The sequence below is a fragment of the Chryseobacterium sp. SN22 genome, assembly GCF_008329705.1.
Taxonomy (GTDB): Bacteria; Bacteroidota; Bacteroidia; order Flavobacteriales; family Weeksellaceae; genus Chryseobacterium.
The window spans coordinates 171,013-191,188 of record NZ_VTSX01000003.1; the positions used below are offsets into that span (position 1 = coordinate 171,013).

Sequence of the window (20,176 nt, forward strand, 5' to 3'; positions counted from 1 at the left end):
TTAAAAAATACCAATTTTATTGATTCCGGGACATGAGGACTCCTTCAATATCCTGTAATGAACAATTCTTGGCTTTCAGTAAAATTAAAAAGTGATACAGCAGGTCCGCCGCTTCGTTTTTAAACAAATTACCGTTGTCATCTTTCGCTTCGATCACTAGTTCTACTGCTTCTTCTCCTACTTTCTGGGCCATTTTGTTGATGCCCCTCTGAAATAAAGAATATGTATAAGAACCCTCTGTTTTTTGATCAATTCTCTCGATGATTTTTTCTTCCAGCTCGTACAGAAACCCCTTAGAATCTTTATTACCAAAACAGCTGAAACTTCCGGTGTGACAGACGACTTTTTCAGGAACGGCTTTAATCAGAATCGTATCCTGATCGCAGTCGATGGCTATGCTTTTTACGGTTAAAAAATTTCCGGATTCCTCACCTTTCGTCCAAAGCCTGTTTTTGGAACGGCTGAAAAAGGTAACGACTTTTTCCTGCTGTGTTTTTTCAAAGGCTTCTGCATTCATATAGCCAAGCATCAGCACCTGCAGTGTCTGGTCGTCCTGAACAATTACCGGTATCAGGCCGTTCTGGCTTTTATTAAAATCAATATTCATCGTACGGCAATATTTTTTAAGGTTAAATTATTTTTGAGATCGCGAATTCCGACTTCCCCGAAATGGAAAATGCTGGCTGCCAGAGCAGCAGTAGCTTTGGTTTGGGTAAAGACTTCTTCGAAATCCTCTGTTTTACCCGCTCCTCCGGAAGCAATCACCGGAATGTTTATATTTTCAGAAACCAGTTTGGTGATCCTGATGTCGAATCCATTCTTGGTGCCGTCGCCATCCATGGAGGTCAGCATAATTTCACCGGCGCCTAATGTTTCCGCTGTCTTTGCCCAATCCATTGTTCTTAGTCCGGTAAGCTCCCGTCCGCCCCTGATGTGGACATAATCCGAGCCGTTTACCCACCGTGTATCAATGGCTACCACCACGCACTGACTTCCGAATTGTTTGGCAAGAGCTGAAATTAAGGATGGATTTTTTACCGCAGAAGAATTGATACTGATTTTATCCGCTCCGGCTTCAAGCAGCTTCCTTACATCGTCCACTGTGGAGATGCCACCGCCAACAGTGAAAGGGATGCTGAGTTCACGGGAAATTCTCCGTACCAGCGCTGCAAAGGTTTTCCGTTCTTCAATCGTTGCCGTAATATCCAGGAAAACGAGTTCATCAGCGCCTTCCTGCTCGTACCGTTTGGCCAGCTCTATTGGATCTCCGGCATTCCGTAATCCTTCAAAATTAATTCCTTTAACGGTGGTTCCGTTTTTTATATCCAGACAGGGGATGATTCTTTTTTTTAGCATTTTAAATATGTTGTATTTTGGTTCTACTACAGATCTTCACGGACCTTCACAGATGATACCGTGGCTTCGAGTGCTTCAGCCACCGGACCTTGTTCCGTGCTCTAAGATAGCATCTTGTAGAAAAACTTTTGTGGTTAAATAAAATCCTGCAATTGTTTCAGTAAAATCTTTCCTTCGTAAATTGCTTTTCCGATGATGGTTCCAAAGCACCCGATTTCCTTCATCTGGTACAGATCTTCCATGCATGAGATGCCGCCGCTCGCCACTAAATTGATTTCTGTTCTGCTTAAAATCTCCGAGTACAATTCTCCGGAGGCCCCCTGTAACATCCCGTCTTTTGCAATATCCGTACAAATCACGTTTTCTATTCCTTTTTCCCGGTATTGCAGGATAAAATCGATGACATCCGATCCGCTTTCTTCCAGCCAGCCGGAAGTTTTGATTTTCCGGTTCTCAAAATCGGCACCGAGAATTATCTTTTCAGGACCATATGTTTCAATTAATTGAAAACAAAATCCGGGATCCTGGACAGCTATACTTCCGATTGTAATTTGTGATGCTCCGGAATCAAAGGCCGTTTCAATATCCTGCAGGGTCTTCAGACCGCCGCCGAAATCAATGGTGAGAGACGTTTCATTGGCAATCCTTTCCAGGACTTTTTGGTTAACGATATGTTTTGATTTCGCACCGTCCAGATCTATCAGGTGAAGGTATCTGATGCCGTAGCTTTCAAATTCTCTGGCCACCTCTACCGGGTTTTCATTATATATTTTTTTCGTTCCGTAATCGCCTTTTGAGAGACGGACGCATTTTCCGTCAATAATATCAATAGCAGGAATAATTTTCATCTTTAAAGTTTTAAAAAGTTCTCTAATAACCTATTTCCGACCGTTCCCGATTTTTCCGGGTGAAACTGCATTGCGTAAAAGTTGTCTTTCTGCAGGGAAGCACTGAAAGGCAGGATGTAATCGCAGACGGAAGTGGCAAATTCCGACTGCTCACAATAATAGCTGTGTACAAAATATACATCACTGTTATCTTCAATCCCTGAAAACAGATCGGATCTGAGCTGCGAAACCGTATTCCAGCCCATGTGCGGAACAATGTCTTTTGCCGGAAACTTTCTTACACGGATGTCGAAAATTCCCATTCCTATGGTATTTCCTTCCTCATTATCGCCGCACATCAGCTGCATTCCCAGGCAGATTCCCAGGACAGGCTGCCGCAGTGAAGGAATCAGCAGGTCAAGGCCTTTCTCTTTCAGGTTTTCCATAGTGGAAGAGGCTTCCCCAACTCCAGGAAAGATCACCCTGTCTGCATTTCTGATGGTATCGAAGTCATCGGTGATGATGGAGTCGGCATTTAATCTGCTCACTGCATTTTGTACGGAATTTACATTTCCGCCGTTGTATTTAATAATAGCAATCATTACAAGCTTCCTTTGGTTGATGGTAAATTAAAATTCAGGTCAGAGCGGTTTACCGCCATCTTAACGGCTTTGGCAAATGCCTTGAAAACGGATTCGATCTTGTGATGTTCATTTTCACCTTCAGATTTAATATTCAGATTACATTTGGCAGAATCGGTAAAGGATTTGAAAAAGTGGTAAAACATCTCCGTCGGGACATCACCGATCTTTTCCCTTTTAAAATCAGCTTCCCATACCAGCCACGGACGTCCTCCGAAATCCAGGGCAACCTGCGCCAGGCAGTCATCCATCGGCAGAAGAAACCCGTACCGCTCGATGCCTTTTTTCTTACCCAATGCTTTCAGAAATGCTTCACCCAGCACAATTCCGGTATCTTCTATGGTGTGGTGCTCATCGACCTGCAAATCGCCTTCCACTTTAATTTTCAGATCCATATTACCGTGTCTTGAAATCTGTTCCAGCATGTGGTTAAAAAAGTGAAGCCCGGTCGAAATCTCCGACTTCCCGCTGCCATCGAGATTGACTTCCACTTCAATCCCGGTTTCATTGGTTTTCCGTGACACTTTTGCTTTCCTCGGAATCCGTTTCAGGTACTGGTAAATATCCTGCCAGTTTGTTGTTATTAGAACCGCATCCTCATTCGTCAAATCACCGATTAGAATGGCCTGCGTCCCCAGGTTTTTGGCCAGTTGGACATCCGTCAGCCGGTCACCGATGACAAATGAATTTATGAGGTCATAATCGCCGTAGATGTATTTTCCCATCATTCCGATGCCCGGTTTTCGGGTCGGCAGGTTCTCATGCTCAAAGCTTTTATCGATTAATATATCACTGAACACAATACCTTCGTTTTCAAAAGCCTTCAGCATTTTTTCCTGGGGCTTTACAAAGTCTTCAGAGGGAAAACTGTCGGTTCCCAGTCCGTCCTGATTGGTCACCATCACCAATTCAAAATCCAGTTCTTTGGCAATGGCGGAAAGGTTACGGAAAACGCCGGGGTAAAATTCCAGCTTTTCCAGCGAATCAACCTGATAATCCACCGGTGGTTCTACGATTAATGTCCCGTCACGGTCGATAAACAATACTTTTTTCATGCTATGGTTTTTAAGGTTTCAATTAAACGGATATTTTCTTTCCGGCTTCCGGCGTTTATCCTGATACAGCCGGGAATTTTAGGGCTTCTCTTGCTGGTCAGGATTTCATTTTCCAGTAGTTTTGCATATGCTTTTTCCACCTCTTCAAATTCGACCAGAAAGAAATTGGCGTCGCTCGGATATATTTTTTTCACACCTTTCAGACACCGCAGTTCTTTATTCAGCCAGGACATTTCTGCTAAAGTATTTTTTATATTCTGCTCTACAGTATCCTTTTGATCAACTGCTTCCAGGATTCTATTTAAACTTAAAGAATTGACATTATACGGAGCCTTAATCGTGTTAATCAAGGCAATGATTTCAGCTGAAGAATAAGCAGCTCCTACCCTTGCGCCGGCCATCCCCCAGGCTTTCGAAAACGTCTGAAGCACGATAAGGTTGGGATATTTTCCCAACATATTAATGCAGGATTTTTTATCTGAAAATTCAATATACGCTTCGTCTACCACTACAATTCCGTTAAAATTCCGAATATAGAATTCAATATCTTCTACTGAATTTCCGGTCGGGTTATTGGGTGAGCAGAGAAAGAAAACTTTTGGTTGATTTTCATTCGTTGTTTTTAAAAATTCAGCTTTACTGATTTCAAAATTTTCGTCTAGGTCAAGCAGTTGGACCTTATTTCCATTCACCAAAGCATAGAATCCGTACATCGCAAACGAAGGGTTCATCATGAGGATGGAATCTTCTTTAGGCTCACAGAATGCTTTGATGATGAGGTCAATCAGCTCATCACTTCCGTTTCCTACGGCGATCTGATCTGCTGAAATCCCTTTTAATCCAGATAATTTCTGCTTTAGCTTTTTCTGGGTTGAATCCGGGTAACGGTTCAGTTCACCGAAAGCGCTTTCGTTGGCATCCAGGAACACCGGATTTTTAAACTCATTCAGATCCCTGAAGCTGAGATAAGGCTGGAGCTCCCGGATATTCTTACGGACTAAATTTTTGATATTAAACTCTTTCATTTTCTTCTTTTAACCGGATGCTGACGGCATTTTTGTGGGCGAATAGACCTTCTGCCTCTGCCATAATCTCTATTGTTTTACCTAAATTCTTTAATCCTTCTTCGGATAGGTTCTGAAACGTAATTTTCTTTACGAAACTGTCTAAAGACACCCCGCTGTAATTCTTTGCAAAACCGTTGGTCGGAAGCGTGTGGTTGGTCCCGCTGGCATAATCCCCGGCACTTTCGCAGGAATAATTGCCTAAAAAAACAGAACCTGCATTCTCTATTCGGGAAATATACTGTTCTGCATTTTCCATCGCTAAAATCAGGTGTTCCGGAGCGTATTGATTGCTGAATTCCAACGCTTCTGCCAACGTTTTCATCAAAATGAAGTGGCTGTTTTTCAAAGCTTCCGCTGCCAATTCAGCTCTGGGAAGAACGGCCAGCTGCTTTTCGGTTTCTTTTACTGTTTCCTCCAGAATCCTTTCATCCGTTGTCAGGAAAATAACCTGGCTATCACTGCCGTGCTCTGCCTGGGAGAGCAGGTCGGCTGCACAGAATGCCGGAACGGCCTGCTCATCGGCAATAATCAGCACTTCACTTGGTCCGGCAGGCATATCAATAGCTACTTTATAATTCTGGGCAAACTCTTTTGCAGCAACAACATACTGATTTCCGGGACCGAAAATCTTATACACCGCAGGAATACTTTCCGTTCCCAAAGTCATCGCTGCAATCGCCTGTGCACCACCGGTTTTAAATATTTCGGTCACTCCGCAAAGCTTTGCTGCATATAAAATAGCCGGATTGATCCTCCCATTCCGATCCGGAGGCGTGCACAAAATAATTTCTTTACAGCCGGCCAGCTGAGCAGGCACCGCAAGCATTAAAACCGTAGAAAACAGGGGAGCTGTTCCTCCCGGAATATAAATCCCCACTTTCCCGATCGCCCGGTTTTCACGCCAGCAAACCACTCCTTTTACTGTTTCAACCTTTTCAGTCTGTGGAATTTGAGAAACGTGGAATTTTGCAATATTCTCTTTTGCCTGCTGGATGGCTGACTTCAAAGCATTGTCAACCAATCTTTCAGCATCATTTATTTCTTCCTGTGAAACTCTGATGTTTTCAACTTCAGCGTTGTCGAACTTTTTACTGAATTCAATCAATGCACCGTCACCGTTTTTTGAAACCTCGTTAAAAATTTCAGTGATGATTTCCGTAAGTTTTTCTCTTTTTAAGACCTGCCTTTTCACCAGTTTCGTCCAGGCTTCTTTCTGTGGATACTTTTTGATTTTCATGCTAGATTACCATTTTATCGATTGGAATTATCAGGATATCCTGGGCCCCTCTTTCCTTCAGCTCATCAATCACTTCCCAGAACCGTTCTTCATCAATTACGGAATGTATGCTGCTCCATCCTTCTTCCGCCAGCGGAATAACCGTCGGGCTTTTCAGCACCGGAAGTGTTTTAGAGATCATTTCGATTTTATTGTTCGGTACATTCATCAAAATGTACTTTGAGTTTTTTGCTTTTAAAACCGCTTTAATCCTGAACAGGAATTTTTCAAGAATGGCTGTTTTTTCTTCATTTAAAACAGCAGTTTTTGCGAGAACGGCTTCCGATTTCAGGAGCGTAACGGTTTCCCTCAATCCGTTTTTAAATAAGGTGCTTCCGGAACTTACGATGTCACAGATGCCGTCTGCCAATCCGATATTCGGGGCAATTTCCACCGAACCGGAAATGATGTGGATTTCCGCTGAAATGTTGTTTTCCTGCAAGAATTTATTAAGGGTATTCGGATAGGAAGTAGCGATTTTTTTGCCCTGGAAGTAGCTGATGTCGTCGGTTTCGATCTCTTTCGGAATAGCCAGAGACACCCTGCATTTTGAGAATCCCAAAGGCTGTATAATTTGAATGTTTTTCTGTTTTTCCGCCAAAAGGTTTTCCCCGACAATGGCTATATCCACCACTCCATCCTCTAGGTACTGGGGAATATCGGAGTTACGCAGGTACATGATTTCCATAGGGAAATTGTCTACGGAAACTTTCAGCTGATCTTTGCCGTTGTTGATAAAGATGCCGCAGTCTTTAAGCAGCTGAAGCGATTCTTCGTAGAGTCTTCCGCTTTTCTGTATGGCTATTTTTAATTTACTCATTATTTCACTTTTGCTGTGCCTGAGTAAAAAAGAAGTGGTTTATTGAAACAAATTGCCCGGGAAGAATTCAGAAACAAAAAACCGCCTGTTTTTACTCAGACGGTTTTCTTTATTTTGATTTTTAACTTCGTAACATATCAATCAGTTCCGTCTTAGCAGAGATGATAATGATAATGATGTACGGTTAAAAAATTCGGTTTCATTGTTGAAATTTGTATTGCAAAGGTAAAGCATTATTTCTGACCCGTGCAAATTTTTAATCTGTTTTTTTAATCTGTCCGTATAATAATACATTGAATTAATATTGGAAAACCCTTATTTCATCGAAGTTTACCATATATTTGCTTTTTTAAAAATAAATGTTCTGAATGGATAAAATGGATTCAGACGAAAGGTAAGGATTAACTTAAATACTGAAAATGATAAAACAACTACTTACGGTGATGGGCCTTCTGCCCATTATTTCAAATGCCCAGGTCGGCATTAACACTAATAATCCTCAAACAACTTTTCATGTAGACGGAGCAAAGGATAATCCTGCCACCGGAGCTCCGTCTGCTGCTCAACAGCTGAATGATGTAACCATTGATGCAAACGGAAATATCGGCGTGGGAACGACTGCACCATCTGCAAAACTTGAAATCAATGCGGGATCAGGAAATGCCCTTAAAATTACCGATACTTCGGAAGGATTGGGAAAAGTGCTTACCTCCGATTCCAGCGGAAATGCAAGATGGGCAGCTCCGGGAACCAGCCTCGCAAAACTGGCGACAATCCCGAATACGGAACAGACTGTAACTACGATCGACGATCCTCTGATTTCCGGAGACCAGCGGATTGCTTATTCCGGTGCTTTTGTTACGTTAACACCCGGAAAATATCAGGTTAATTTTACCATGTGGTGCGCTCCGACAGGCGGTAACGCCGCTCCTACGTCTACAAACGATGGTTTTGCCTCAGTTTTCCTTTCAACATCTTCAACGGCTAATGTCGCTCCGAATTACCTGACTCCGATCAAGTCGATTATCATTCCGAGACTGTACAATGCGGCTTCATCCAGTCCGGATTATTACGGATCAGGAAATATTGCCGTTACCATTACCCAGACAACCACCCTGTACCTTTGGGTGTATATGTCGGGTGGAAACTGGTCCAGTACGGCAGCCCGAAGCATCCGTTTCAGGTTCGATCCGGGCAGCTACGGGCCGTATGTCCAGATGTATGCTGTTCCGTTTGAAGTAGAATAAAGTCAGTAATATAAACACTAGCAAAACGTCCGGAAATAATTCCGGACGTTTTACTTATATAAAATAATCAGATGAGAATTAACGAATAAGATCCTGATAAAACCGGATCAGCTGTTCGGCGATCGCTTCGTCATTGAACTTTTGGACAAAGTGATATCCTTTGTCCGCCCGGCGTTTTGCTTCTGCTTTGTTTTCCCAAAGAAATTTAATTTTTGCCCTGATATCAAGATAATTCTGGGGATCAATATAAACGGAATCCGGTCCGCCGGCCTCAGGAAGGCAGCTGGTGTTGCTTGTGATGACTACTGTTCTGGAAAACAAGGCTTCAATCACCGGAATCCCGAATCCCTCGAAAAGGCTGGGATAAATAAAGATTTCCGCCAACTTGTAAAGCACGGCCAGCTCATCCATGGAAACACCTTCCAGAAACCGGACTTCAATTTTGTTCTGTTGAACAAACCGTTCTACTTTTTTGAAGTATTTCGTCTTTTTACCCACCACTACGAGCGGGATGCCGGTGTCTTTCAACGCTTTTACTACATTCAGCAGGTTTTTGCGCGCTTCGATGGTCCCGACATTCAGGATAAACTTTTCGGGAATATTAAATTTTTGTTTTGTATTTTGAGTAAATTCTTCTGATTGCTTTTCCTTAAATGCCTGATGGCAACCCTGATAAATGACTTCAACTTTCGGCCCTGGGATCTTTAGAAACTGAATGATATCGCGTTTCGTCTGTTCGGAAATTGCAATGATTTTATCAGCCGATTCCGCTGCTTTTTTAAATTTCCAAAAATGGATCTTACGGTCGAAAAAGGAATAATACTGCGGATACCGGACGAAGATAAGATCGTGAATGGTCACCGCTTTCCTGATTGATCTCTTATCCCATTTCAGCGGAAGTTCACCGGATAGTCCGTGGAAAATATCGGCTCCTGCCTGCTGGGCATCTTTTCCCATTTTAAACTGCCGGGACATCTGTCCTTTTGAAGTTTCCACAAAACGGACGCCGGGAAGCTGTAAAATATCTGCACCGCGTTCCGATTTGTTTTTGTTCAAAAGAAGATATTTGTTCTCCGGGAAATATTGGGAGAGGATTCTCACCAGGTCGCGGGAATAGTTGCCCAATCCTGACGTGTTGTGAAAAAATCTTTTGGCATCATAGGCTATCTTCATGATTCGATCTGTTTTTGAAATTCCTGGAAGGTGCCAAAGGTATGGTTTTTATTTTTTAGCCACGAAACGAAATCGTCAAATCTGCTGACCATATCTTCTCCTGAATTTTTTACGGTAAAACCAGGTAATCTGAAAGCTTCCTCTTTAATTTCCGCAAATTCCCACGGATGGAAATAGATGTTGAGATAACGGTCTTTCTTCAGGGTATCGGAAGCCAGCTTTTTGTAGAAAGCCAACGGAAAATTGTGAAAACTCAGCCAGAATAAGGGAATCCTGAAATTGGGTGAGACGGAAGCGGGAATCTGGATAACTTCTCCTTCTTTGAAATAAGTTCTTGAAACTTTAAGGTTGTTGTACCTTCCCGGCAGAAAGGTAGGATTAACCGACGAATTGTAGGAGTATCCCGCCTCTTCAACGGCATTTTTGCTCACGGGCATCATCCTTGGCATCCGCAATCCGGTAACTTTTGTAGAAAATAATTCTTCCAGACGGTCTTTCGAGTCCTTTAAATGTTTTTCCTCAAATTCGGAATGAAACCAGGTATGGGAAGCCAGTTCGTGGCCTTCGTTTAATAATCTTTCGATTAAAGTGCTGCTGTTTTCCGCAAAAACCACCGTTGAGAAAAAGGTAGCTTTTACCTGGTGCTTTTTAAGTATATTTAGAATACGCTCAAGGCCGGTCTGTGAGATTGAAATCTGTTTTTCGAAAGGAATCTGCCCTTTGTACTCTAACGGCATATCAAATTCCTCGATGTCAAAACTTAATAAAACCATTTAAAAGTTTTTATTTTTGATGATGTAATTCGGTCGTTCTTTAACCTGTTTGAATATTTTGCCTAAATAAATTCCGATGATTCCTAAAATAATGAGCTGTAATCCTCCGAAAAATACAATGGTCATAATCAGCGACGCCCAGCCGGAGATTTCCGTTTTGGCAATAAATGAATAGAGCACGTAGATTCCGTAACCCAAAACGGAAAATCCTGAGAAAAGGAATCCAAGATAAGCTGCAATATACAACGGTTTTACGCTGAATGCAGTAATCCCTGTAAAAGCGAAAGTAATCATTTTTTTGAGGTTGTAGCTGCTTTGCCCGGACTGTCTTTCGTTAGCCGTAAATTCGATTCCCGTCTGTTTAAAGCCCATCCAGCTGGTAAGTCCGCGCAGAAAGAGATCATCTTCATTCAGGTTGCGCATTACTTCCACAGCGTTGGCATCCATCAGCCTGAAATCCGAACCGCCGCCTTTGGTTAAGTTAACGTCGGAAAGACCGGACAGGACTTTGTAAAAAAAGTCGGAGGTTTTTCTTTTAAAATAAGAAATCTGCCTGGGATATTTCCGGATGGTAAAAACGATGTCGTAGCCTTCTTCCCATTTTTTTATCATACCCGGAATCATTTCGGGAGGATGCTGAAGATCGCCGTCCATGGAGATCACTGCATTTCCGTAGGCTAGATCCATTCCCGCTTTCACGGCAGGCTGATGCCCGAAATTCCTTGAGAATTCGATGAATTTTACTTCCGGGTATTTTGCGGAAAGCGCTTCAAGCTTTTCCTGGGTATTATCTCTGCTGCCGTCATTCACAAAAATAATTTCAAAGTCATAATGGGCCAATCCGTCAAAAACTTCTCTAATTTTCTGATGGACCAGTGCCACATTTCCTTCTTCGTTATGGGCAGGAATTACAATTGAAATTTTCTTCATAGGATCAGTTCAGGCTATACTCTTTTTGAAAATCTTTGGTTAACAGTTCATAAATCACCCTGAACCAAACAACAATACAAGGTACGGCTTTCAAAGAGTATTTGATGATGTAATTTTCCCGTACAAATTTCGGGAACAGATCCGAAGTGGAAAAGCAGGTTAAAACAATGACGAAAACCAATAAGCTTATAACCAAAGGAGTCCTCTTTTTCTGAAGGAAAAACCAGACCATCACTCCTACAACAGCAATAATATAGGTCGGAGATTCCGAGCTTGAGCTGAACAGGACCAAAAACAACAGTGAGGAAGCCAGGATCATCAGCTGAAAGGCATAATTCTTATACTGACTGATCCGGATATACGGTACGGCAAAAAGCGGTAATCCGAAGGCCAGGAAGGTAAGGTTGGAGATTGACGCATCACCGATGATTCTTCTTACAAAACCCATCAGGGAAATATCCTGGTAGGAAGTGAGCCCCTGATTCTGACCGTTCTTTTCGGCCAAAGACTGGAACCAGTCCGCATAGCTCTGTACAACAAATGCCGGGCCCGAATAAATCATCGGAACCACAAAAAAAAGTACACCAATAACCGCTACGGATAAAATATATTTAAATTTATTTTTAATGAAGAAAAACTGTGTCAATCCGACAATGCCGTAAATTTTGACAAAAAAGCCAACCATCATGGCTGCGGCTGCGTTTTTCTCTTTATTCTCGTAAATATAAACCGCCCCTAAAACCAAAAGAGCAACCAGCGCAATATTAAACTGGAAGTACAGGGAGGATGTAATATATTCCTGTAAACAGAATAAAGCAAACAGTGCTTTTTTCGGATCGGAAAAAGGCAGCTTGTAGATGGCGTAGAGAAAAATTAAAGTATTGGCTGCATTCCAGAGGCAGATCCCAAGCCAATCCGGCATCAACGCAAAAGGAGCGATCAGAAGGCTGAAAAATATCCCGTAATGGTTTGAATCCTGGTAAAGATCGGGATACTGCAGGTAAAGATTTCTTTCGTGAATGGTATTAAAAAATACATTCTTAAAGATGAGGTAATTGTTGATGGAATTCCCTCTGAGATATTTGGAAACGGCTGTTACCACAGCGATAATCAAATAAACCCCAAAAATATATTTAGGGTTTAAAATTATTTTAAGAAATTTTTCTTTCAAGATAGGTGGTTTTAGTTTAAAACAGTCATCTTAAACAGCAACATTATTCTCTCTCAACGCGTCATTCAAAGACGTTTTTTTATCTGTGGACTCCTTTCTTTTACCGATAATCAATGCACATGGAACCTGATATTCTCCTGCCGGGAATGTTTTGGTATAGCTTCCCGGAATGACAACCGATCTTGCCGGCACTCTTCCTTTGATTTCTACCGGAGTATCGCCGGTCACGTCGATAATTTTGGTTGATGCCGTCAACACTACGTTTGCACCCAACACCGCTTCTTTTTCTACGTGTACCCCTTCTACAACAATGCATCTTGAACCTACAAAACAATCGTCTTCGATAATTACCGGAGCAGCCTGAAGCGGTTCCAGTACGCCACCAATTCCAACACCACCGCTTAGGTGAACATTTTTACCGATCTGTGCGCAGCTTCCTACCGTTGCCCAGGTATCCACCATCGTTCCGGAATCCACATAAGCCCCGATATTTACATAAGACGGCATCAGGATAACCCCCGGAGCAATATAAGCGCCCTCTCTGGCGATGGCATGCGGTACAACCCTTACCCCTTTTTCAGCATAGTTTCTCTTCAAAGGCATTTTATCGTGAAATTCAAAAGGACCCACTTCGATGGTTTCCATCTTCTGGATCGGGAAGTACATTACGACCGCTTTCTTCACCCATTCGTTGACCTGCCATCCGTTTTCAGTTGGTTCAGCCGTACGGAGTTCTCCTTTATCTACCAAAGCAATAACCTCTCTGATGGCTTTCTGGCTGTCTTCATTCTGCAATAGTTCTCTGTTGTCCCAGATATTTTCAATAGTTTGTTGTAACGACATGTTTCTCTTTTAAAATTATTCGCGCCAAAGATACAAAAGTTTAGGCTAAGATGAAGGCTCAGCTTAAGATTAAGAGAGATGCAGTTTGATGGGCTGGAAGTCGGAAGATGGATGCCGGGAGTTTTTCTTTGCTCACTGAATACAATGAGAGACTTTATTATCAAAAAGATTATTTACTGTACTGTAAATTAAAACCATTAAGATTGTTAAGATATTTAGAAATATGAAACCGAGTTCCGCTTTAAGAAAATCGCTGAATAAAATCTTTGATTTCATTTCAATCTAACCTTAAAATCTCCGTTTATCTTAATGGTCTATAAGGTATTTCCACCTTGTTCTTTCAGACAATAATTCAAACAGCATTACCACTTGGCTTTTTTACTTTTTACCTGGCTCTTCCAGCTTACAACTCCAGCTTACAACACTCTTTTAGCATTCAGGTAGGCTTTATTCCAATAGGCTTCATTGAGTGAAGAGATAATGACGCCTTTAGTGGTTGAAGCGTGGATGAAGCGTACTTCCCCGTCGTTCCCGATATCATGGACGATCCCGACATGGGAAACTTTGGTGCCGCCGGCCGTGGCAAAAAACAAAAGGTCTCCCGGTTTCGCTTCTCTGATATCGATTTCTCTGCCTGTTTCTGCCTGATCTGCGGATCTTCTCGGTAGTTTGTAGTCGTTTTCTTCAAAAACCTTCAGGGCAAATCCGGAACAGTCGAATCCCGAAGATGTATTTCCCCCGAATTTGTAGGGCGCGCCAAGATATTTCTCAGCATCCTTTAAAAGTTCATTGATGGATTTTGAAACTTTGCCGTCGAAACGGGAATCCAGCTTACGGAGGCTTTCCGTTTTGGCCACATTTTTATAAGAGGAATTTCTCTTAGCGGATACCTTTTTTGAACTTCCACATGAAACTGCAAATAAAGAAACTGCGGTTAAAAGCCATAAATTTCGGATGGATGGTTTTCTGCAAAAGATTCGGTCGTTCATACTTTCCTTTAATTTTACGCTGTATACAAATATAGGCAAATTATGTTTTGTGGGATCAGAAGGCAGATGCTTTTAGATCGGATTATAAAAAAAGCTGTCCGAAACCGGACAGCCTGTATTTTGGTGTGAAAATGTTTTTACTTAGATGTCTTAGCCCCTTTCCAGGTACCGGATCTTACGGTTGCAGGAACCGCATTGGTCCATGTTCCGCTGGCTTTTTTATCTTCTCTTGTCAGTGTTCCTCTAAACTCCCCGTCATCAGGAGAGCCGATAGTAGCATTCAGATCACCCGATTCACTCAGATATCCGGAAATATAATAGTTTTCGGTAGTCTGGTCGGAATGCATGGTTCCCGTTACTTTTCCGTCGGTTGCCACAACGATGTTCCAGTCGCCTTTTTCAGTTCCTTCATACGTTCCGGCCCATGTTCCGATGAAATCGTAGATCGTATCGTCATCTTTGCTGCAGCCTACAAATAAAAAAGCAGTAAACAAGAGTAAAAATAGTTTCTTCATAATGTATAAGTCGATTATTTTTTCAATAATTTCCAGGAACAGTTCCCTGATATATCCGAAAGTCTTAACGATTAGACTTTGAACGGTGACAAATATAAAATTTATATTTGATTTATTTGCCTTTTCACAAGCCAAATATCATTTTTTATGATCAATAATTAAAAATAAACTCCGGTGAGATTGCTTTTGTGTTTTGTTTCAGTATTATTGATATTTTACGCTTCTCTGGCAGTGGATTGAGATAATTATGATTAAATCTGAAGGATGACAAAACCTCATAGTTTTTGAAAAACTATGGGGTTTATTATTCATTCCATCTTTGGATCTTGAAATTGACGAAGATCCGTGATTATAGTCTGTATATTCAACATAAAAAAAGCCATTTCAGAGAACTGAAACGGCTTTTGACTTTGTTGATCCAAATAAACTGATCTTGTGGAGAATACGGGATTCGAACCCGTGACCTTTTGACTGCCAGTCAAACGCGCTAGCCAACTGCGCCAATCCCCCATCTGATTTTAAAGTGGTACAAAAGTAAGCATTTAAAGTATATCGCGCAATACTCTTATGGTTTTTATTTTACTTTTTTTCAAAATCAAAAAATTATTAGAGCCTAATACACTCTGGCACAATACTTGAAAATTAAAAATCAACTATTAAAAATAAACAACAAAGAACTTTAAATATTCCCGTCTGATTGTCGGGAATATTTTTTTATGTAAATGCTGTGAATAAATAAACAATTGATGAGAAAAGTTTTGATGAAAATTTTTTAAAGTTAAAATTCAAAACTAAAAAATAAACCTGACAGGACCTGCCAGGTTTAAGATGATTTATAAATTAAAAGACATGTTGGAACTTTTATTTCCAGCCTCCTCCGAGTGCCTGGTACAGTTCAACCCCGGCTCTCATTTTATTGTATTCTGCGTTGGCGATATTTAATTCTGCATTTAAAGAATTGACACTGGCGTTCAGTACTTCCAGATAATTTGCCATGCCGTAGTTTACCAGTTCCTGAGAATAGTTTACAGACTTTTTATAAGACTCCAACTCTTTCTGTTTAAGCGCAATATAAGAATCCTGTACAGAATATACCCGGATGGCATCTGAAACTTCTTTCCCTGCGTTAAGGATCGCTTTTCTGAAATTCAGATAAGCAGCTTCCTGGTTGGCTAAGCTTACTTCATAATTGGTCCGGATCGTTCTTCTGTTCAGGATCGGTTGGGCAAGACCGGCTACCACATTCGCAAACAAGGAATTCACACTGAAAAGGTGGTCGATGTCCACAGACTGCACCCCGCCGCTTCCGGTAAGGCGCAACGTCGGATAAAACTGGGCTTTTGCCGAGTTTGTCAGTTCAAAGGTATTAATCAGATTGTACTCCGCCCTTCTTACATCAGGCCTGTTGGCGAGTAACTGTGCCGGATATCCTAATTTCAGATTGACCGGAAGGTCCTGGCCTTCAAGTGTTGAACGTTCAATAGTATGTGAAGGTTCACCCATCAGCAGACTCATGGTATTTTCCAGAAGCTGAATCTGGGTTTCAACATCGATCAGTAGAGATTGCGCATTGTAAACCAAAGCTTCACTCTGCTGTACCGCCACTTCCGTTAAGGTTCCTGCTGTTTTCAAAGCTCTTGTCGTTTCCAGATTCTGTTCCCGTAATTGGATGGTCTCGGTGATAATTCTTTTCTGGGCATCGTACGTCAGCAATTGGTAGTAAGATGACGCCACTGAAGCCACCAGATCACTTTTTACCGCTTTATGCGCTTCAACCGTTCCCAGATAGGTTGCCAGCTGCGCCTTTTCCTGTGACTTTAATTTGCCCCAAAGATCGACTTCCCATCCGATATTGGCCGTAATGTCGAACTGGTTGACATACCGTCTCTCACCAATGATCTGTCCGAATTGGGTATTGATCGACTGGGTCTGAAAGGTATAGTTGGGTCCTATTGCCAGAGTCGGTTGGTAGGCTGCTTTAGTCTGTTTTAAATAAGACTCTGCCGAATAAATATTCTGCAGCGCAATCCTGATGTCAAGGTTATTTTCCAGTGCTTTGTTAATATGGCCCTGAAGGATAGGATCCGTAAAAATTTCTTTCCACGAAACATTTGCCAGGTTAACGCTGTCTGAAGGAAGCATATCGGTACGATACAGCTTTTCATCCACCACGCGGTCCGGTCTCTGGTATTCTTTTCTGGCCATACAGGAAGATACGGTCACGAGAATGGTCACAGAAAATGTTATTCCTTTTATAATGTTTAAAATACTCTTCATTATTTGAATGTAAGGTTTAAAGATCAGAATGATAATCGGCTGAAGCGTTTTGCCATCCTGAACTGACTTAATTTATTCTGCTAGATTGATTTCTTTTTCTTTAATCGGCTTCACTTTTTCCTGCAGGTATTCGAAGATAACATACAGTACCGGAATCACAAAAAGTCCGAGAATGGTACCGATCAGCAATCCGATGGCTGCTCCGGTTGCAATGGAACGGTTACCCACCGCACCGATTCCGCTTGCCAGAACCAATGGTAATAAACCGAAGATAAAGGCAAATGAAGTCATCAGGATCGGTCTTAACCTTGCTTTCGCCGCATTGATGGCCGACATTACAATGGTTTCGCCGTGATGCCTCCTCTGAACGGCAAATTCAACAATCAGAATCGCATTCTTCGCCAATAGTCCGACCAACATGATCAGGGCAATCTGGAAATAGATGTTGTTTTCAAGCCCCATGATCTTCTGCCCGAAATAAGCCCCCATTACCCCAAGAGGAAGTGAAATCACTACGGTCAGTGGAAGAATATAACTCTCATACTGTGCTGCAAGAATGAAATAAACAAAGATTAAACTCAGGGCAAAGATCAGAATCGTTTGTGAACCTGAAGACAATTCCTCTCGTGAAAGTCCGGTAAATTCTACGCTGTAATTCTGGTCAAGCGTCTGGCTGGCCACCTGCTGAACTGCTCCGATGGCATCCCCGGTACTGTATCCCGCCGAGTTCGCCCCTGTAATTTTCACCGAACTGAACAGGTTATAACGTCCTACCGATTGAGGCCCGTAGGTTTTTGTTAGAGTAACGAACTGTGAGATCGGGGACATGGTTCCTGAATTTGTTCTTACATATAATTCATTCAGGTTGCTGGCATCTTTACGATTTTCCGGCAGTGCCTGGATCATCACCCGGAACTGTTTTCCATATTTGGTAAAGTCGGCACCGTAGATCCCCCCGATATAGCCCTGCATGGTTTCCAGGATACTGTTTACGGAAACACCGAGCTGCTTGGCCAGAGGAACGTTGATATCCATCTGGTACTGCGGATATTTGGTATTGAACGAAGTCTGAGCAAATTCAATCTCCGGTCTCTTCATCAGGTTTCCGATAAGTTCATTGGTTTTGGCATCCAGCTGGGCGAAATCGCCTCCGGATTTATCAAGAAGCACCATTTCGAAACCGGCACTGTTTCCAAATCCGGGTACACTCGGCGGCTGGAAGAATACCACTTTGGCATCCGGCGCTTTAGCAGAAAGTCCGAACAGCTGCTTGGTAATATTATCCGAGCTGAGGTCTCCTTTTCTTTCGTCAAAAGGTTTAAGCTTTATAAAAGCCAAACCATTGTTGCTTCCGTTACCGGAAAGCAGACCGCGACCGGTAGAAATTGTTACGTTCTGGATTCCCGGAATTTTCATCGCTTCCTTCTGCAATGTTTTAAGAACATTGTAGGTTCTTTCCATGGAAGCCCCGGGAGGAAGCTGAACGTCGGTAAAGATAATTCCACGGTCTTCCGTCGGGACGAAACCTTTCTTCATCGTTGCACTTGCCCAGTATAAAATACCTCCGGTCACTGCAAAAATGATTAAGGTTACCCATTTATGCCTTAATAAAAAGATAAAGCCTCTTCCGTAACGTTCGGTGGTTGTTTTAAAGGCGATATTAAATTTATAGAAGAACTTCTGAATGAAATTCATCTGCCTGTATTCTTTGTGATGCGCATCATGAGGTTTCAGGAATAATGAACATAAAACAGGACTTAACGTCAAGGCGTTTACCGCAGAAATAACGATGGCAATAATAAGCGTTACCCCGAACTGCTGGTAGAAAACTCCCGTAGGACCGGTGATAAAAGTTACCGGAATAAATACCGAAGCCATTACAAGGGTAATGGAAATAATTGCTCCCGTGATTTCGTCCATTGCTTCGATCGTCGCTTTTTTAGCATCGGAAATTCCGTTTTCCATCTTGGCATGAACGGCTTCGACGACGACAATCGCGTCATCCACTACAATACCGATTGCCAGTACCAGAGCGAACAACGTTAAAAGGTTCAATGAATAGCCGAATAAATTCAGGAAGAAAAAAGCTCCTACAATGGAAACCGGAACCGCGATGGCCGGAATCAGGGTAGACCTGAAATCCTGTAAGAAAATATACACCACGATAAAGACCAGGATAAATGCTTCAATTAAAGTATGGATCACTTTTTCGATCGACGCATCCAGGAATTCGTTGGTATCGAAGTTAAAGGTATATTTGATTCCTGCAGGATATGTGCTTTCCTTTTCTTTCAGCTGGGCTTTGATGTTTTCGATGATTTCCTGTGCATTGGAACCCGGCGTCTGGAAAATCCCCATACTGATGGAAGGGGAATTCCCGTTCTCACCGACTCCGCTATAGGAGAGCCCACCCAATTCAACTTTCGCAACATCTTTTAACATCAGGTTCTGTCCATCGGGCATTGCTTTGATGATGATGTTGTCGTATTGTTCCTTTTCGTTGAATTTACCTACATATTTAATGATATATTCAAATGAACTCCCGCTGTTTTGCCCTAAAGAACCGGCAGCCGCTTCTCTACTCTGTTCGTTAATAGCTGTAGTAACATCTGTTGGTGTAATGCCGTAAGCCGCGAGTTTCGCGGGATCCAGCCATACTCTCATCGAATAGTTCTTACCTCCGAAAACGTTGGCTTCCCCTACCCCGTTAATCCTTTGCAGATCCGGAATTACGTTGATATTCAAAAAATTCTGAAGGTAAACATCATCGATATTTTTATTTTCAGAATAGAAAGATAAGTACATCAGGGCACTGGTCTGCTGCTTCTGCGTAACAACCCCGGAGCGGGTAACTTCACTTGGTAAGAGCGGGCTGGCCCTCGACACCCGGTTCTGAACGTTTACGGCAGCAATATCCGGATCGATTCCCTGTTTAAAGAAGACCTGGATCTGTGCCGAACCGTCATTACCTGCCGTTGAGGTAATATAGTCCATTCCTTCCACTCCATTGATCTGCTCTTCCAAAGGTACGACCACACTTTTCATGACCGTTTCGGCGTTCGCCCCTGTATAGTTTGCTCTTACACTTACTGTCGGCGGAGCAATATCCGGATACTGGGTAACCGGAAGTGCCAGAAGCCCGAGCACCCCTAAGATGACGATGAGGATCGAGATTACAGTTGATAAAACCGGTCTGTTTATAAAATTTTTAATCAT

At 42.3% G+C, this 20,176-nt stretch carries 18 protein-coding genes and 1 tRNA gene; 1 reads left to right on the forward strand and 18 read right to left on the reverse strand.

Annotation, left to right across the window (positions count from 1 at the left end; genetic code table 11):
- Nucleotides 1-16: 16 nt before the first annotated feature.
- The 8 genes from hisIE to hisG all read right to left on the reverse strand — a co-directional run bounded on the left by hisIE (nucleotide 17) and on the right by hisG (nucleotide 7,042).
- The gene (gene hisIE / locus FY557_RS02960) at nucleotides 17-607 is read right to left on the reverse strand and encodes a bifunctional phosphoribosyl-AMP cyclohydrolase/phosphoribosyl-ATP diphosphatase HisIE (protein WP_149245794.1); all 591 of its coding nucleotides are present in this window, start codon (nucleotides 605-607) and stop codon (nucleotides 17-19) included.
- The gene (hisF, locus tag FY557_RS02965; protein ID WP_149245795.1) at nucleotides 604-1,356 is read right to left on the reverse strand and encodes an imidazole glycerol phosphate synthase subunit HisF; all 753 of its coding nucleotides are present in this window, start codon (nucleotides 1,354-1,356) and stop codon (nucleotides 604-606) included. Before hisF ends, hisIE begins: the two co-directional genes overlap by 4 nt.
- A gap of 134 nt (nucleotides 1,357-1,490) precedes the next feature.
- Entirely contained in the window at nucleotides 1,491-2,204 is a 714-nt protein-coding gene (gene hisA, locus FY557_RS02970) for a 1-(5-phosphoribosyl)-5-[(5-phosphoribosylamino)methylideneamino]imidazole-4-carboxamide isomerase (RefSeq protein WP_149245796.1), read from the reverse strand.
- 2 nt (nucleotides 2,205-2,206) lie between these two features.
- A complete protein-coding gene (gene hisH, locus FY557_RS02975) occupies nucleotides 2,207-2,785 on the reverse strand; it encodes an imidazole glycerol phosphate synthase subunit HisH (RefSeq protein WP_149245797.1) in 579 nt (192 codons plus the stop codon).
- Complete coding sequence (hisB, locus tag FY557_RS02980; RefSeq protein ID WP_149245798.1) at nucleotides 2,785-3,879, reverse strand: bifunctional histidinol-phosphatase/imidazoleglycerol-phosphate dehydratase HisB; 1,095 nt, start codon at nucleotides 3,877-3,879, stop codon at nucleotides 2,785-2,787. Before hisB ends, hisH begins: the two co-directional genes overlap by 1 nt.
- A complete protein-coding gene (hisC, locus tag FY557_RS02985; protein WP_149245799.1) occupies nucleotides 3,876-4,904 on the reverse strand; it encodes a histidinol-phosphate transaminase in 1,029 nt (342 codons plus the stop codon). Before hisC ends, hisB begins: the two co-directional genes overlap by 4 nt.
- Nucleotides 4,891-6,183 carry a histidinol dehydrogenase gene (hisD, locus tag FY557_RS02990; RefSeq protein WP_149245800.1) on the reverse strand — a complete coding sequence of 431 codons (1,293 nt, stop codon included), beginning with the start codon at nucleotides 6,181-6,183 and terminating at the stop codon, nucleotides 4,891-4,893. The genes hisC and hisD overlap by 14 nt, the downstream gene beginning before the upstream one ends.
- 1 nt (nucleotide 6,184) lies before the next feature.
- A complete protein-coding gene (hisG, locus tag FY557_RS02995) occupies nucleotides 6,185-7,042 on the reverse strand; it encodes an ATP phosphoribosyltransferase (protein ID WP_149245801.1) in 858 nt (285 codons plus the stop codon).
- A 419-nt stretch (nucleotides 7,043-7,461) separates the two neighbouring features.
- On the opposite strand from hisG, the gene FY557_RS03000 reads away from it, so the two are divergent.
- The gene (locus tag FY557_RS03000) at nucleotides 7,462-8,289 is read left to right on the forward strand and encodes a hypothetical protein (protein ID WP_149245802.1); all 828 of its coding nucleotides are present in this window, start codon (nucleotides 7,462-7,464) and stop codon (nucleotides 8,287-8,289) included.
- A gap of 78 nt (nucleotides 8,290-8,367) precedes the next feature.
- On the opposite strand, the gene FY557_RS03005 is transcribed toward FY557_RS03000, so the two are convergent.
- The 10 genes from FY557_RS03005 to FY557_RS03050 form a co-directional block, all read right to left on the reverse strand.
- A complete protein-coding gene (locus FY557_RS03005; RefSeq protein WP_149245803.1) occupies nucleotides 8,368-9,462 on the reverse strand; it encodes a glycosyltransferase family 4 protein in 1,095 nt (364 codons plus the stop codon).
- Nucleotides 9,459-10,235 (reverse strand): polysaccharide deacetylase family protein, encoded by a 777-nt coding sequence (locus FY557_RS03010; RefSeq protein ID WP_149245804.1) that lies wholly within the window; start codon nucleotides 10,233-10,235, stop codon nucleotides 9,459-9,461. Before FY557_RS03010 ends, FY557_RS03005 begins: the two co-directional genes overlap by 4 nt.
- Nucleotides 10,236-11,165, reverse strand: coding sequence for a glycosyltransferase family 2 protein (locus FY557_RS03015; protein ID WP_149245805.1), 930 nt, complete (start codon nucleotides 11,163-11,165; stop codon nucleotides 10,236-10,238). It abuts the gene before it with no gap.
- Nucleotides 11,166-11,169: 4 nt separating this feature from the next.
- Nucleotides 11,170-12,336, reverse strand: coding sequence for a glycosyltransferase family 87 protein (locus FY557_RS03020; protein ID WP_149245806.1), 1,167 nt, complete (start codon nucleotides 12,334-12,336; stop codon nucleotides 11,170-11,172).
- 30 nt (nucleotides 12,337-12,366) lie between these two features.
- The gene (locus FY557_RS03025; RefSeq protein ID WP_149245807.1) at nucleotides 12,367-13,179 is read right to left on the reverse strand and encodes a 2,3,4,5-tetrahydropyridine-2,6-dicarboxylate N-succinyltransferase; all 813 of its coding nucleotides are present in this window, start codon (nucleotides 13,177-13,179) and stop codon (nucleotides 12,367-12,369) included.
- Between the two features lie 416 nt (nucleotides 13,180-13,595).
- On the reverse strand, nucleotides 13,596-14,168 hold the full coding sequence (locus tag FY557_RS03030; RefSeq protein WP_149245808.1) for a C40 family peptidase: 573 nt from the start codon (nucleotides 14,166-14,168) through the stop codon (nucleotides 13,596-13,598).
- 137 nt (nucleotides 14,169-14,305) lie between these two features.
- Nucleotides 14,306-14,683: a hypothetical protein gene (locus tag FY557_RS03035; RefSeq protein ID WP_149245809.1), complete on the reverse strand. Its 378-nt coding sequence runs from the start codon at nucleotides 14,681-14,683 to the stop codon at nucleotides 14,306-14,308.
- Nucleotides 14,684-15,119: 436 nt separating this feature from the next.
- Nucleotides 15,120-15,193: transfer RNA gene (locus FY557_RS03040), tRNA-Ala, on the reverse strand.
- Nucleotides 15,194-15,544: 351 nt separating this feature from the next.
- The gene (locus tag FY557_RS03045) at nucleotides 15,545-16,960 is read right to left on the reverse strand and encodes a TolC family protein (RefSeq protein ID WP_149245810.1); all 1,416 of its coding nucleotides are present in this window, start codon (nucleotides 16,958-16,960) and stop codon (nucleotides 15,545-15,547) included.
- A gap of 72 nt (nucleotides 16,961-17,032) precedes the next feature.
- On the reverse strand, nucleotides 17,033-20,176 hold the full coding sequence (locus FY557_RS03050) for an efflux RND transporter permease subunit (protein ID WP_149245811.1): 3,144 nt from the start codon (nucleotides 20,174-20,176) through the stop codon (nucleotides 17,033-17,035).